The organism is Streptomyces sp. NPDC042002, from assembly GCF_055588305.1.
This window is the reverse complement of the sequence record NZ_JBVJCT010000007.1, coordinates 271,232-285,006: the sequence shown is the minus strand read 5'-3', so window position 1 is coordinate 285,006 and position 13,775 is coordinate 271,232. Positions and strand designations below refer to the sequence as shown.

21 protein-coding genes are annotated in these 13,775 nt (G+C 70.8%); 20 read left to right on the top strand and 1 reads right to left on the bottom strand.

What is annotated here, in order from left to right:
- Positions 1–52: 52 nt before the first annotated feature.
- The 11 genes from ACZ6KY_RS14490 to ACZ6KY_RS14440 all read left to right on the top strand — a co-directional run bounded on the left by ACZ6KY_RS14490 (position 53) and on the right by ACZ6KY_RS14440 (position 5,740).
- Positions 53–319: a hypothetical protein gene (locus tag ACZ6KY_RS14490; protein WP_469310604.1), complete on the top strand. Its 267-nt coding sequence runs from the start codon at positions 53–55 to the stop codon at positions 317–319.
- Positions 316–621 carry a hypothetical protein gene (locus ACZ6KY_RS14485; protein ID WP_469310603.1) on the top strand — a complete coding sequence of 102 codons (306 nt, stop codon included), beginning with the start codon at positions 316–318 and terminating at the stop codon, positions 619–621. The genes ACZ6KY_RS14490 and ACZ6KY_RS14485 overlap by 4 nt, the downstream gene beginning before the upstream one ends.
- A complete protein-coding gene (locus tag ACZ6KY_RS14480; RefSeq protein WP_469310602.1) occupies positions 618–1,460 on the top strand; it encodes a helix-turn-helix domain-containing protein in 843 nt (280 codons plus the stop codon). Before ACZ6KY_RS14485 ends, ACZ6KY_RS14480 begins: the two co-directional genes overlap by 4 nt.
- Positions 1,457–1,621, top strand: a complete 165-nt coding sequence (locus ACZ6KY_RS14475) for a hypothetical protein (RefSeq protein ID WP_469310601.1) — start codon at positions 1,457–1,459, stop codon at positions 1,619–1,621. The genes ACZ6KY_RS14480 and ACZ6KY_RS14475 overlap by 4 nt, the downstream gene beginning before the upstream one ends.
- Positions 1,618–1,920, top strand: coding sequence for a hypothetical protein (locus ACZ6KY_RS14470; protein ID WP_469310600.1), 303 nt, complete (start codon positions 1,618–1,620; stop codon positions 1,918–1,920). The genes ACZ6KY_RS14475 and ACZ6KY_RS14470 overlap by 4 nt, the downstream gene beginning before the upstream one ends.
- A 13-nt stretch (positions 1,921–1,933) precedes the next feature.
- Positions 1,934–2,143 carry a hypothetical protein gene (locus ACZ6KY_RS14465; protein WP_469310599.1) on the top strand — a complete coding sequence of 70 codons (210 nt, stop codon included), beginning with the start codon at positions 1,934–1,936 and terminating at the stop codon, positions 2,141–2,143.
- Positions 2,144–2,145: 2 nt separating this feature from the next.
- The gene (locus ACZ6KY_RS14460) at positions 2,146–2,481 is read left to right on the top strand and encodes a hypothetical protein (RefSeq protein ID WP_469310598.1); all 336 of its coding nucleotides are present in this window, start codon (positions 2,146–2,148) and stop codon (positions 2,479–2,481) included.
- 86 nt (positions 2,482–2,567) lie between these two features.
- The gene (locus ACZ6KY_RS14455) at positions 2,568–4,691 is read left to right on the top strand and encodes an FtsK/SpoIIIE domain-containing protein (RefSeq protein WP_469310597.1); all 2,124 of its coding nucleotides are present in this window, start codon (positions 2,568–2,570) and stop codon (positions 4,689–4,691) included.
- 178 nt (positions 4,692–4,869) lie between these two features.
- Positions 4,870–5,070 carry a helix-turn-helix domain-containing protein gene (locus tag ACZ6KY_RS14450; protein ID WP_469310596.1) on the top strand — a complete coding sequence of 67 codons (201 nt, stop codon included), beginning with the start codon at positions 4,870–4,872 and terminating at the stop codon, positions 5,068–5,070.
- A gap of 114 nt (positions 5,071–5,184) precedes the next feature.
- On the top strand, positions 5,185–5,394 hold the full coding sequence (locus ACZ6KY_RS14445; protein WP_469310595.1) for a hypothetical protein: 210 nt from the start codon (positions 5,185–5,187) through the stop codon (positions 5,392–5,394).
- Between the two features lie 82 nt (positions 5,395–5,476).
- Positions 5,477–5,740, top strand: coding sequence for a hypothetical protein (locus ACZ6KY_RS14440; RefSeq protein ID WP_469310594.1), 264 nt, complete (start codon positions 5,477–5,479; stop codon positions 5,738–5,740).
- Positions 5,741–5,758: 18 nt separating this feature from the next.
- Here ACZ6KY_RS14440 and ACZ6KY_RS14435 read toward each other — a convergent pair whose 3' ends face one another.
- On the bottom strand, positions 5,759–5,908 hold the full coding sequence (locus ACZ6KY_RS14435) for a hypothetical protein (RefSeq protein WP_469310593.1): 150 nt from the start codon (positions 5,906–5,908) through the stop codon (positions 5,759–5,761).
- A 55-nt stretch (positions 5,909–5,963) separates the two neighbouring features.
- Here ACZ6KY_RS14435 and ACZ6KY_RS14430 point away from each other — a divergent pair, with 55 nt between their 5' ends.
- The 9 genes from ACZ6KY_RS14430 to ACZ6KY_RS14390 all read left to right on the top strand — a co-directional run bounded on the left by ACZ6KY_RS14430 (position 5,964) and on the right by ACZ6KY_RS14390 (position 13,764).
- Entirely contained in the window at positions 5,964–6,356 is a 393-nt protein-coding gene (locus tag ACZ6KY_RS14430) for a holin (protein ID WP_469310592.1), read from the top strand.
- Positions 6,353–6,619: a hypothetical protein gene (locus ACZ6KY_RS14425; RefSeq protein WP_469310591.1), complete on the top strand. Its 267-nt coding sequence runs from the start codon at positions 6,353–6,355 to the stop codon at positions 6,617–6,619. Before ACZ6KY_RS14430 ends, ACZ6KY_RS14425 begins: the two co-directional genes overlap by 4 nt.
- Positions 6,616–6,852 carry a hypothetical protein gene (locus tag ACZ6KY_RS14420; RefSeq protein WP_469310590.1) on the top strand — a complete coding sequence of 79 codons (237 nt, stop codon included), beginning with the start codon at positions 6,616–6,618 and terminating at the stop codon, positions 6,850–6,852. The genes ACZ6KY_RS14425 and ACZ6KY_RS14420 overlap by 4 nt, the downstream gene beginning before the upstream one ends.
- Before the next feature lie 233 nt (positions 6,853–7,085).
- Positions 7,086–7,679 carry a hypothetical protein gene (locus ACZ6KY_RS14415; RefSeq protein ID WP_469310589.1) on the top strand — a complete coding sequence of 198 codons (594 nt, stop codon included), beginning with the start codon at positions 7,086–7,088 and terminating at the stop codon, positions 7,677–7,679.
- 4 nt (positions 7,680–7,683) lie between these two features.
- Positions 7,684–9,333 carry a terminase gene (locus ACZ6KY_RS14410; protein ID WP_469310588.1) on the top strand — a complete coding sequence of 550 codons (1,650 nt, stop codon included), beginning with the start codon at positions 7,684–7,686 and terminating at the stop codon, positions 9,331–9,333.
- A 13-nt stretch (positions 9,334–9,346) separates the two neighbouring features.
- Positions 9,347–10,771, top strand: a complete 1,425-nt coding sequence (locus tag ACZ6KY_RS14405; protein WP_469310587.1) for a phage portal protein — start codon at positions 9,347–9,349, stop codon at positions 10,769–10,771.
- A gap of 3 nt (positions 10,772–10,774) precedes the next feature.
- On the top strand, positions 10,775–11,812 hold the full coding sequence (locus tag ACZ6KY_RS14400) for a VG15 protein (RefSeq protein ID WP_469310586.1): 1,038 nt from the start codon (positions 10,775–10,777) through the stop codon (positions 11,810–11,812).
- Positions 11,813–11,858: 46 nt separating this feature from the next.
- A complete protein-coding gene (locus ACZ6KY_RS14395; RefSeq protein WP_469310585.1) occupies positions 11,859–12,524 on the top strand; it encodes a hypothetical protein in 666 nt (221 codons plus the stop codon).
- A gap of 46 nt (positions 12,525–12,570) precedes the next feature.
- On the top strand, positions 12,571–13,764 hold the full coding sequence (locus ACZ6KY_RS14390; RefSeq protein WP_469310584.1) for an SU10 major capsid protein: 1,194 nt from the start codon (positions 12,571–12,573) through the stop codon (positions 13,762–13,764).
- The last annotated feature ends 11 nt before the right edge of the window (positions 13,765–13,775 follow it).

The following is a 13,775-nucleotide window of genomic DNA, read 5'->3' as shown; positions in this document are numbered from 1 at the left end:
GCCGAGGGCCTGACCGAACACCTACCTGACTACACCAGGAGGAAGTCCGGCTATGGCCGATCTTTCCATGCCCACCCCCGTGCCCGAAACGGGGCGCCGCCTCGTCGCTGCGGGCCTCATCCGCCGCCTGCCCGGCCGCGTCATCACCGTGCGCGCCACGCAGGCCGGCGTCACCGGCAGCATCGCCAAGACCGTCGTCGCCGAGCTGCACCGCCTGTGCGACGAGGACTACGCCAGGAACGCCGCACGCCGCACGCAGGACCACCGCGACGACGCCCACCTGATCGCGTCCGCCTCCGAGGCGGTGGCCGGACGATGACGGACACCAACATCCCCGAGCCCGTCCGCCAGCTGCTCGCCGCGATCGGCGAAGCCTTGACTCTGCCCGACCCGGGCAGCGACCGCGCGGACCTGGTCACCTACGAGTCCTGCGTCTCCGACCGCGTCCACCTGGTCCAGCTCGCCATCCGAGACGTCCTCGGCGGCAAGGCCACGAACGGCGTGCAGTGGGAGGCCGACTACCTGCGCAAGAAGACCGAGGCTCAACCGCCCCGCTACCGCACTCACGAGCAGTACATGGCCCACCTCCGTGCGCTCGCCAGCGGCGGTGAAGGCCAGTGAACGTCCTCACCTGGCTGGCCCGCCCGTTCAAGCGGACCGCCCCGCACACCGGCCCCCGCTCGTCCGCCCCGCTGTGGGTGCGCGGCCTCACCGCCGGCGGACGCCCCATCGTCCTCGGCGTCGCCCTCCTCATGTGCGCGCCCGGCGAGTACCACCTCGCCGAGACCGCCGGATGGAACGACCCCTTCACCTACGGCATGCCGGTCGTCCTGTCCGCCTACGCGGGCATCGCCGCCGCCGTCGCCTCAACCCGCCGCCGCGGGGACCGGGGCCGCTGGTCCGCCATCATCGGCGCCTGCCTCGCCCTCGGCCTCGCCATGGCCGCCCAGGTCGTCAGCCACCTCATCACCACCGGGCACGTCATCGCCGACCAGCCCGTCCTGATCGCGGTCACCAGCCTCGTCCCGCCCGCCGTCGTCGGCCACCTCCTGCACCTCGCGGCCAGCCCGCCGGACGCACACCAGGACGCACAGGACGTCGAGGACGTACCCGCGTCCCCGACCGTCCTGAACGTCCGGCCCATCCCCGAGGTCGTGCCGCCCGGTGTCCGGCTCCTGCCCGTGCGGTGCCGCCCGGTGCCCACCGTGACCCTGGAGCGCGAGGACGCGCAGGACGCCGCCGGGACGCTGGTGCTGGAGGCCGGGACGGGCGAGGACGAAGCGCGTCCCGAGCCGCCCCTCATGACGACCAACGACGTTGCCCTGCATTACGGCGTCGAGCCGTCCACCGTCCGCAACTGGGTGGCGGCAGGACGCCTCGGCGTCTTCACCAAGGACGCCCGAGGACGCAACCTCTTCCACCCCCAGTTCCTCCCCGAACGGCAAGGAGTCCTCGCATGATGCGCCTCATCTGCGGGGCCTTCCTCGGCCTCCTCGTCGCCTTCCCGCCGCTCCTCGGCCTGGTCGCCACGGTCGTCCTGCACCCGGTCGTCCTCGCCGTCCTGGTCGGCGTCCTCGCCTGGCCGCGCATCGCCCGCACCCTGCGCAGGTGGGCCACATGACCAATCCGCTGGAGAAGGCGGCACAGGACGCCGTCGCAGCCGCCGACAACACCGAGCTGGTGCGGACGATCGCCGCGATCCTCGCCGTCCAGCAGGCCACCCAGCAGCAGCCGCCCGCCCAGCAGCCGACCCGGCAGGAGTTCGACGCCCGGAAGTGGCTGACCATCGGCGGCCTCGGCATCGCCGGAGGCCTGGTCGCCGCACTGTTCGCGGTCGCCGTCGCCATCGGCGCCGTATCCGTCGCCATCCTCGCCCTCGTCCTCCGCTCCATCTGGAGCGACATCCAGAAGCACCGCTGACCAGGAGGAACCCATGCACCGAGACGCACACCTGAAGCTGGCGGACGCCGCGCTCACCAATGCGGAGAAGCTCGCCGGATGGGCCGAGAACGCGGCCCGGGGCGACGGCCCGCACAAGGCCGCCCCCTACGCCGCCGCCGGCACCCTGTGGGACTCCATCGCCCGCACCCACCTGCTCATCGCCCAGGCCACACCCGCCGACGACACCACCCCGGAGGCCTGACCATGCCCGCCTCGTACACCGGCGCAGAGAAGCGCCGCCTGGCCTGGCTCACCCTCAAGGCCGCCAAGCAGTCCCTCGCCGGAGACCGGAACGCCGACACCATCGACGACCGGCTCAAGCGCGAGGCCGAACGGATCGGGGAGCGCGCCGAGGAGCGCGGCAAAGCCGAAGTCGCCGAGCTGGAACGCCGCCTCAGTCAGGCCCGACGGGACGCCGCGGGTGCCCGGGTGACCATGCGCACCAGCAGCGGCAAGGAACGCGCGGACGCCCGCCGCCAGATGAACGACCAGGAGCAGACCGCCCGCCGCATCGAAGGCGAGCTCCGCCGCTACCGGTAGCCGCGCCCCGGGGACGGCGTCCTACCGCCAAGCAGCCGCCGTCCCCGGGCATCCCACACCTCACCGAGAGGCAGGACCCGAACAGCATGACCGTCACCCTGATCAAACCGCCAGAGGACGCCCAGGACGCGCCCGCCGCCCCGGCGTCCCCCACGCGTCCCGAGCGCCGCCGAGCCCGGTACCTGCGCATCACCCGCGCCGCCCTCGCCGACGACCGCGTCCGCACCACAGGACGCCTCGCCGTCCGTCACGGCGCCTACGTCCTCGGCGGGACGCGCGTCGTAGGACGCCGCATCTGGGACGGCCGGACCGCGTCCCGGTACGAGCGGATGATCCGCGCCGCCGAAGCCGCCGGCCTGCTCGACGAGGTCAAGGAGTGGGAAGCCCGCGGCCAGGACTTCCGAGCCGCCCGCCACCGGAGGCGCGTCGAACTGCTCCAGTTTGCCCTCCAGGCGCCCAAGGCCCTCGCGGCCGCCACCGGAGGCGCCGCCGGCCTGCTGCTCATGGTCGGCATCCTGCTCGCCTGGGCCAACCACGACATCACCGACGTCGCCGCACCGTTCGAGACCGTCGCCGACCTCGTCCGCTGGGTGGCCCTGATCGCCGGAGTCATCTGGGGGCCCGGCCTAGCGCTCGCCCCGTGGCTCGGCCTCGCCGCCGTCTGGGCGATCGGCCAGCACCAGCACACCGCCCCGCAGTGGGCCCTGCCGGTATCCGCCCGCGACCTCGGCGCCGCCATCACCCCGTCCATCGTCGTCGTCGCCTTCCGTGAGCTGGGAATCTCACCTCTGCGCAAGGCCATCGACGGCATGGGCGACGTCGGCGCGGCCATGCTCTCCGGCATCAAGATCGCCGGGTGCGGCGTCGAGGTCGACGTACACCTGCCCACCGGTGTCTCAACCGAAGAGGTCCAGAACAAGCGGCGCAAGCTCGCCGAGAACCTCAACCGGCACGAGCACGAGGTGTTCATCAGCATCCCGCCGCAGCCCCGCACCGTCCGGCTGTGGATCGCCGACTCCGGCGCCCTCGACGAGCCCATCGGCGCCTCCCCGCTCATGCTCGAAGAGGACCTGACCGCCGACTACTACACCGGCTCGGCGCCATGGGGACAGAACCTCCGCGGCGACGCCGCCGGCGTGAGCGTCTTCCAGCGGCACATCCTGCTCACCGGCCTATCCAACCAGGGCAAGACCGCATCCCTGCGCGCCCTCGCCCTCTGGCTCATCTTCGACCTGACCGTCGACTTCTACATCGCCGACCTCAAGGGCGTCGGCGACTGGCGGCCCTTCCACGGCCTGGCCCAAGTGCTCATCCAGGGCCCGACCGACGACCACGTCGCCCAGGCCACCGACATGGTCGAGTGGGGCGTCGACGAGATGCAAAAGCGCATCGCCCTACTCGAAGAGTCCGGCGCCACCGACGGCGTGACCAGGGAAATGGCCCGCACCGATCCCCGATTCCGCCCCATCGTCCTGATCATCGACGAGGCGCAGGTCGCCTACGGATGCGGCGCCAAAAGCCCCGACGGTCGGCCCTACGGCGGCAGTAAGGCCACCAGTCGCTACTTCCAGGCCGTCAAGAAGATCCACGACCAGGGCCGCGCCGTGAACGTCACCATCTGGGAAGGGACCCAGGACCCCACGGACGAGAACCTGCCCAAGCGGTCCCGCGAGGGCAACCACATCCGCGGCTCCCTCGTCCTCGGCACCGAGTCCCAGGCCAAGATGGCGCTCGGCGAGGCCCCCGTCGACGCCGGCGCCGCCCCGCACAAGCTCCGGCGCGGCAAGGACCGGGGCACGATCGTCGTCGCAGGCGAGGGCATCCCGCTGGAGTCCGGACAGTCGTCCGTCACCGTCCGGACGCACTTCATCTCTGGCGAGGATGCCGTCGTGCTCACCGACCGGGCCAAGGCCCGCCGCGATGAAGTCGCCACTGTCCACCAGTTGGAGATCGTCCAGCCCGTCGACCACCTCACCGACCTCGCGGCCGTCGTCGGCCGTGAGTCCCGAGTCCGCACCACCGAGGTGATCCACCGCCTCAAGACCCGCAACCATGCCGCTTACGAGCACTGGAATGGCGCCCGCCTCAAGGCCCTGCTCGCCGTGTACGACGAGGAGCCGGGAACGCTCGACGGCTACCCCGTCGTGAAGCTGGAGAGCGTCGAGCGGGCCCTCGGACGCCGAGCGGAGGAACTCGCAGAGGCTCAGTGACCCGGCAGTGGGCAGTGACTTTCCACTTCCAAGGTCACTGGATCACCCCACTGGCACTGACCAGTGCAAACGGCGACCAAGTGAGGCAGGAAGGCCGTTTCCAGGGACTCGTAAGTGCCCCCGGAAACGGCCTTCCTGGCGTCCCCCACAAGGTCACTCACTGCCGCATCATGGAGGCATGGAGCCACAGATCATCCGCCCCGGCCAGCTCACAGCCGAGCAGACGCGTCAGATGCTCGGCATCAGCGCCGGAGCCCTCCGCAACCTCGTCTACCGGGGCCAGCTCGCCCGCTCCAGCGGCACCGAGCGCCACCCGTACTTCCGCGTCCAGGACGTCAAGGCCCTCGTCCTCAAGCGCCGGGAACGCGCTGCTGCTTGACCGCAGGTCAGAGACTGTGTGACGATCCGCGTGTACAACTGTGTCCTCAACCGGCACACATAGACACCCGAGGCCCCGCCACTGGCGGGGCCTTTGTCGTACCCGGAGGCGCCCATGCCCGCCACGACCGAGGCGCCCCGGAGCGCCGCCGAGGCCGCCCACCTGCTCGCCGCGCAAGGCAAGCACGTCCACCTCGTCTCCGACGGGGAGCCGACTTGCCTCAAGGGCTGCTGCGGCCCCACTCCCATTCCGATCTCCCTCGCGGTCCAGGAGCGGGCGCGCCTGGCTCGCATCTCCCTCAGCTTCCAGATCCACCGGCTCTGACCGGCCCCCGACTCACGGCGGCGGCCCGGCGGACCTGAACCCCGGGCCGTCGTCGTGCAAGACACGCACCCCGGAGGAAGCCATGCCACTGCCCACGATCGGGCGCACCGTCCTGTACCGACTGACCGAGGACGACGCCCGCCACATCCAGCAGCAGCGCAGCCACGACAGCATCAACGGCAACATGCCGCGGGCCGGACAGTCGTACCCGGCCGTCGTCGTCGCGTCATTCGGTGACCAGGCGCTGAACTTGCAGGTCCTGCTCGACGGACCCGACAGCCACTGGGCCACCTCACGCCACGAGGGCGACGGGCCCGGCACATGGGCGTGGCCTCCGAGGGTGTAGGTCGTCTAGCCCTCGCCGCTACTCCTTTGGCCGTCGCTTCACCGCCGTCGACGCCAAGACGCCGAGGATCGCCGCCGCGCCCACGATCACGCCCGGCCACCACGTGATCAGTCGGCAACCGATCATCAGGACCACACCGGCCACGACGATTCCGAGCGGAACGTCCATCCGCTTCATGCTCACCACCCCCAAGTGCGGACAGGCTACGGACCAGGAGGCGACCATGCCCAGGCGTTCGTCATACCGGGTGTGCTCCCGCCCCGGCTGCCCTGAGTACACGCAGCACGGCCAGTGCGACGGCTGCCGCAGCGAGGCGGACCAGCGGCGAGGCAGCGCACGGCAGCGCGGCTACGGCAAGCAGCACGAGCAGCGCTTCCGCCCCGGCGTCCTGCGGCGGGATCCCGTCTGCACCTGCCACGGCTGCAGAAGCTGCGAGAAGGCCGGCACCGGCCGCTGCACTCGCGAGAGCGTGCACGCCGATCACTGGCCACTCGACCGCAGAGCACTCGTCGACGCCGGCCTGGACCCCGACGACCCCCAGCACGGCCGCGGCCTCTGCGGCCCGTGCCACAGCAGCGAGACAGCCAAGCACCAGCCAGGAGGTTGGAACGCGTGAGCAGGCACAAGGTCGAGATCCGAAGCGACGGACCGCTCGCGCACCGCGTCCTGATCGACGGCACGGACATCGCGCGCAGTCTGACCGGGCTGACGCTGCACATCGGTACGGCAGGTGAGATCCCGAAGCTGACCCTGAACGTGCAGCTGATCGACGTGACCGAGCTCGGCTCGATCGAAGCCGAGGTCCTGCTCGGACAGGGCGTCGCCGAGACGCTGAAGAAGCTGGGCTGGACACCACCACAGTCAGAGGAGGATCGGTGACCACCAAGGCCAAGGCCGACGACGAGACGGCAGCACAGGCAGAGACGGCAGCACAGACGCGGCTGACCAGCACGAGCGAGGCGCTGCCAGTGTGCGGCCGGCCTCACTTCCTGCCCGCCCTGGCTGCCCGGGTCACATGCACCGAGCCGCCCGACGACCCGGACCTGCCGCCCGGCCGGCTCGGCCATGAGCACCGGCACCAGGACGGCGACGCCCTCTACACCTGGCAGTGACGTTCCGCTATCGCCGCAGCTCAAAGCGATGGGCAGATTGTCACGGAGGGTAGCGGGGGGACCCCCAGAACGATCTTGGCCAGGACCGCCGGGGAGGGCGCTCCCTGTCTGTACGGGTCTGGGAGGCCCCCAGTCAGGGCCCCAGCACCACGCACCGTAACCGCGCTCGGCTGCAACGGCCGGGCTCATCCGACGTGCCGCAACGGCACCGTGGGGGTGATGGCATGGCCGGAATGGGCCCTGCTCCGAAGCCCAACGCCAGGCGGCGCAACGCCACCGTGGCGATGGTTGAACTGCCCGCAGACGGCCGCGAGGGCGCGCCGCCAGCGTGGCCGCTGCTCGCCGACATCATGCTGACGACGCAGCGCGATTCCGTACAGCGCATGGCCGACGATCTCGAACTGGCCCTCCAGGAACCCACCCTGAAGGGGCGGGCCCGCTCGACCGCGCAGCGCAAGGCTGACGCGGCCCGGGAGGAAGCAGCGATCCTGTCCGCGCAGCTCGCAGCGCAGGAGCGCGTCGAGGCCGAGCTCTGGACCCAACTGTGGGCACTGCCGCAGGCCGTCGAGTGGTACCGGGCCGGCTGGACCCGGGAGGTCGCCCAGTACGTCCGGTGGAAGGCCAAGGCGGAGCAGGGCGACCTGGACGCGTCCAAGGAAGCCCGGCAGCTCGGCGACCGGTTGGGCCTGACGCCGCTGGCACTGCTGCGTCTGCGCTGGAAGGTCACCGATTCCGAGGAGGCCGCTACGGCTCGCCCGCGCCGGCGCCCGGTGAGCGGGGGGCGCCGTCCGGACGATCCGCGGGCCGCCCTGCACGTAGTGGAGTGAGTACGTGGGCGTCCTGATGGTCCCGGGCCCGGACGACGAGCCGTGGCCGACTCTGGGACCGCAGGTGTGCGACCTCATCGAGGAGCGGGCCGTGCACGGACCGGGCGCACTGCGCGGTCGCCCCTACGTCCTGGATGCGGAGAAGCGCGCGCTGATCTACCGCTGGTACGAGGTGTACCCGCAGGGCCACCCGCGTGCCGGGAAGCGAAGGTTCAAGCGGATTGGCCTGTCGGTCCGCAAGGGCACGGCGAAGACGGAGCTGGCCGCCGCGGTCGCGTTCGCCGAGCTGCACCCGGACGGACCGGTGCGCTGCGACGGGTTCGCCGCGGACGGCGAGCCCGTCGGCGTCCCGGTGTCGGACCCGTACATCCCGATGGTCGCGTACACCGAGGAGCAGACCGAGGAACTGGCCTACGCGGCGCTGTACGTGATGATCACGGAGGGGCCGGACGGAGACCTGTTCGATCCGGGCCTGGACCGCATCATGCGGTGGGGCGGCTCGGGCAAGGCCGTGCCGCTGGCGTCCTCCCCGGACTCCCGCGACGGCGCGCGCACCACTTTCCAGCACTTCGACGAGACGCACCGCTTCACGCTGCCTCGGCACAAGGACGCGCACCAGACAATGCTGGCGAACATCCCGAAGATCATGCTGTTCGACCCGTGGTCGCTGGAGACGACGACCACGTACACGCCCGGCGAGGACAGCGTCGCGCAGGGCACGCACGAGTTCGCCGAGCTGGTCGCGGCGGGCAAGTCGAAGGATCGGACGCTGTTCTTCTTCCACCGCGAGGCCGCACCGCGGCCGGACGAGGACCTCTCGGACGACCAGCAGATCCGGGCCGCCGTCCGGGAAGCGTCGGGACCTTCGATCGCGGCCTGGCCGGACTTCGAGGGCCAGGTCGACGCGATCGTCTCGCTGTACAACGCCCCGGACACCGACCGGGCGTACTGGGAACGCGTCTGGCTCAACCGCCGCGTGCAGGCGGGCCGGCAGGCGTTCTCCGTCGAACGCTGGACCGAGCTCGCGCGGCCGGACCAGCCACTGCCGCCGAAGGGCGACAGGATCACCATCGGGTTCGACGGCGCGCAGTTCCGGGACGCCACATCCCTGATCGCCACGCACCTGGCGACCGGTTTCCAGTGGTCCCTGGGCATCTGGGAGTGCCCGCCCGGCGCCAACGATCCGGGCGGTCCGGGCTGGGAGTGCCCCGAGGACGAGGTCGACGCCGCGCTGGTCGAGGCGTTCGCCACATGGGACGTGGTCCGCATGTACGCCGACCCTCCGTACTGGGAGGGCATGCTCAGCCGCTGGAAGGGCCGGTGGGGCGACAAGCGGATCACCGAGTGGTGGACGAACCGCCTCAAGGCCATGGCCTACTCGCTCAAGGCCTACCAGGGCGCCATGCAGTCCGGGGAGCTGACGCACTCCGGTGACCCGGTCTACGCCCGGCACATCGGCAACGCCCGCAAGAAGGTGCTGAAGATGCTCGACGAGCAGGGCCAGCCGCTGTGGGTCATCGAGAAAGAACGGCACCAGTCGCCGCTGTCCATGGACGGCGCGATGGCCGGCTGCCTGTCCTGGGAGGCCTACCGCGACGCGATTGCCGCTGGTCTGAACAAGCCGAAGAAGAAGGCCGCCATGGTCGTGATGTGATGAGGAGGCGGCCGTGGACCTGAACCTGACCGAAGAGGAATGGGCGACCTACCTCTCACGCAGCCACGACCTGGAGCTGGGCGAACTCCAGCAGCTCAACAACTACTACGAGGGCGAACAGCCCCTGTCGTACATGCACCCCGAGCTGCTCAAGGAGATCGGCGAGCAGATCCGTCAGGTCGTCATCAACTGGCCGCGCCTGGTCGTCGACGCGATCGAGGAGCGCCTCGACGTCGAAGGCTTCCGGTATCCGGACTCGGACGCGGCGGATGACGAGCTGTGGCGGATCTGGCAGGCCAACTGCATGGACGAGAAGAGCCAGCAGGCCACCACCGACGCGCTGACCATGAAGCGTGCCTTCCTCGTGGTCGGGTCGAACTCGAAGACGCCGGACACGCCGCTGGTGACAGCCGAGTCGCCGTTGCAGATGTACGCCGACTTCGACCCGGCAACGCGGGAGATCCGTGCGGCGCTGAAGCGGTACAACGAGATCGACCCGCTCACCGCCGCGGTCCGGGACCGGTACGCCACTCTGTACCGGCCTGACGCGACGGTGCACTTCAAGTCGGCCGGCCCCGGTACGTGGGTGGTCATCGACCGCGACGACCACAAGGTCGGCGATCCCCTGGTGGCCGTGCTGCCGAACCGTGGCCGCCTGCTGATGCCGGGCGGAGCGTCGGAACTGAAGGACGTCCTGCCCATCTCGGACGCGGCGTGCAAGATCGCCACGGACATGATGGTCGGCGCCGAGTTCCACGCGCTGCCGCGACGTGCCGCGTTCGGGTTCGACGAAGAGGACTTCGTCGACGTCAACGGCAAGCAGCTGTCGGTGTGGTCCCGGCTGACCGGCCGGATCTGGTCGACGGCCAAGACCCGCAAGGAAGACGGCGCCGATGTCCTGCAGTTCCCTGCCGCGGACCTGAAGAACTTCCACGACACCATCGAGCTGCTCGCTCGCATCACGTCCGCGCTGGCCGCGCTTCCGCCCAACTACATGGGCCTGGTGGCCGACGACGCGGCCTCGGCCGACGCGATCCGGTCCCGCGAGACCCGCCTGATCAAACGCTGTGAGCGCCGTCAGAAGCCCTTGGGCGGCGGGTACGAGCGGATGAACCGGCTCGTCATGCGGATCATCGACGGCGACTGGGACCCGCGGCTGCTGCGTCTGGAGACACTGTGGCGCGACCCGGCCACACCGACGTTCGCTCAAAAGGCGGACGCCACGGTGAAGCTGGTCACCTCGAACATCATCCCGGTCGAGCAGGCCCGCGAGGACCTCGGCTACACGGCCGGGCAGCAGGCCCGGATGCGGGAGATGGACCAACGGGCCCTGGACCGGGCCATGGGCGGCGACCTCGCCGCCGGATACGGACCGAAGCCCGCGCCCGAGCCGCCCGCACCGCCCGTACCGGCGGCCAACCCGGTGCCCGTGGGGTAGGCGGTGACCGACACGCTTGGGCGGTCGATCGCACTGGCCCAGTACCGGCGCCAGCAGCTCATCGTGCGGCAGGCAGCCAACCGCGTACAGGCGCTGTGGAGGCGCATCGACCGGGGCGACATCAGCGGCTCGTGGGAGCAGTTGTCGCCGCTGCTGGTGGCCGCAGTCACCGACGCGCAGACCCAGGCTGCCCGGCTCGCCGACCCGTACCTGGACGACGTCCTGGCCGCCGAGGACGCTGACCCGGCCGCCGCCGGCCGCGTCGTCCCCAGCTCGCTCGCGGGCATCGCCTCTGACGGCCGCCCGCTCGTCTCGCTGCTCTACCAGCCGATCGTCGACTGGAAAGTGCGGATGCTGGCCGGGCAGTCGATGGAGGACGCGGCCCGCGGCTCGCTGTCGAGCGCTCTGCGGATCACGGCCACGCAGGTTGCGGACGCGGGCCGTGGGGCAACGTCGGTGGCCATGGCCGGGCGCCGCACGATCCAGGGCTATGTCCGTGTCGTGCAGCCCCCGGCATGCTCCCGGTGCGTGATCCTCGCGGGCAAGGAGTACGGCTGGAACCGCGGCTTTCAGCGGCACCCGCGCTGCGACTGCATCCACCTGCCGACCACCCTCATCGCCCGCAACCAGCACCGTGGACAGCTCGGCGGCGACGGCCGCGGGCAGGGCGGATTCATCGACCCGCGCGCCTACTTCGGCAGCCTGTCCCGAGCCGAGCAGGACAGGGTGTTCGGCGCGGCCGGCGCCCGCGCGATCCGCGAGGGCGCCGACATGGGCCAGATCGTCAACGCCCGCCGCGGCATGTACACCGCCGACGCCTTCGGGCGCCGGATTGCAGCGACCCGCGAGGGCAGGACGACACGCGGGCACTTCTACCGGCGGGAGCGGGCCCGGGACATCGCCCGCGGCCGGGTGCCCGCCAACATCGGGCGCCAGTACCGGCTGACGACACCGCGCCTGATGCCCGAGGAAATCTTCCGGCTCGCCGAGAGCCGGGACGAGGCGCTGGCCATGCTGCGGCGCTTCGGCTATCTGACCTGACCCCGGCGCAACGCCGACGGTCCCAACTCCTGCAACGGGAGAGCACATGAGCACACCCCCGGACCCGACCGCCCCTCCGGCTGCGGGCAACCCGCCGCCGCCCGGCACGGACCCGGCCACGCCCCCGACACCGCCCGTTCCTCCGGCACCGACCACCGACCCGGCCGTACCGCCCACGGGCGACAGCGACCCGGCCCTCGGCCCGGCCGGCGAGAAGGCCCTGACGGAGTGGAAGAAGCGAGCCAAGGACGCCGAGACACTCGCCAGGACCCAGGCCACGGAACTCCAGCAGTTCCGGGACCGGGACAAGACCGAGGCAGAGAAGCAGGCGGACGCCCTCAAGGCGGCCACCGATCGCGCCGAGCAGGCCACACGACTCGCGGTGAGTTCTCAGGTCGAGGCTCTCGCCGCGGGCCGCTTCCAGGACCCGCAGGACGCCGTCGGCGCCCTCCAGGGCGGCAGCTTCCTCGGCGCCGACGGCACCGTCGACCGGGCGGCCATCACCGCAGCCCTGGACGAGCTGCTGATCCGCAAGCCGCACTGGGCAGGCATCACCGGTGCCCGCACCCCGCGCCCGGACCCCTCGCAGGGCCCGCGGCCCGGCGCCCTACCCGGCGGCATCGACGACAAGATCGCCGAAGCCAAGGCCAAGGGCGACTGGCGGACGGTGTTGTCCCTGGAGAACAGCAAGCTCGGAACCGTCAAGAACTGATCACCTGGGCAGGCGCACGCCGTGCCCCGCACCCTAAGGAGCTCCCATGGCCGGCAGCATCTCCGCCCTGGGCACGACGTACAACCTGCCCAACTACACCGGTGTCCTGCACCAGCTCACGCCGGACGACACGCCGTTCTTCTCCGCGATCGGAGGCCTGACCGGTGGCGGCCAGACCTCCGCCAAGGAGTTCGAGTGGCAGACCTTCGACCTGCGCAACGCGGGCCAGAACACCGCCCTTGAGGGCCAGGACGCGCCCACCGACCAGGAGCGGGTCCGCGGGTCGGTCGACAACATCACGCAGATCCACCACGAGACCGTCGGCGTCTCGTACACCAAGCTCGCCGCGGTCGGCGCGCACTCCGGCCTGAACATCGAAGCGACCAACCCGGTCCGCAACGAACTCGACTGGCAGGTCGAGCAGATGCTCAAGCAGATGGTCCGGGACGTCGAGTGGTCGTTCATCAACGGCGTCTACCAGAAGCCGTCCGACAACACGACGGCCCGACGCACCCGTGGCCTGGTCCAGGCCATCACGACCAACGTGACGAGCGCCGGCACCGCGCTGGGCTCCGCGGCCGGCGCCATCTCCACCGACGCCTTCACCCTGAGCGCACACGGCCTGGTCCTCAACGACCAGGTCACCCTCGACACCATCGCCAGCCTGACCGGCCTCAGCGCGGACACCCCGTACTACGTGGTGTCGCCGACCACGAACACCTTCAAGCTGGCGGCGACCAAGGGCGGCACGGCCATCGACCTGACGGGCGCCGACGGCACCGCCAACGTCACCAAGCTGGCCGCCGTCGGCAAGGCGGCCGTCGACGGCCTGCTGCAGCTCGTCTTCGACAACGGCGGAATCATGGAGTCGGAGACCGCGACCCTGGTGTGCGGCTCCACGTCGAAGCGTGGTCTTACCGACGCCTACGCGAATGCCTACGGCAAGTACCAGGAGACCAGCCGCAACGTCGGTGGCGTCTCGCTGTCCACGATCCAGACCGACTTCGGCGTGCTGAACATCATGCTCGACCGTCACATGCCGCGTCACAAGATCGCCGTCGCGTCGCTCGAAGAGTGCATGCCCGTCTACCTGGAGACCCCGGGCAAGGGCCACTTCTTCGCCGAGCCGCTCGCCAAGACGGGCGCCAAGGAGCGCACCCAGCTGTACGGCGAGGTCGGCCTGAAGTACGGCAACGAGCGCAAGCACGGCCTGCTGACCGGCCTCGTCGCCAGCCTGTAAGGGAGGAGAGG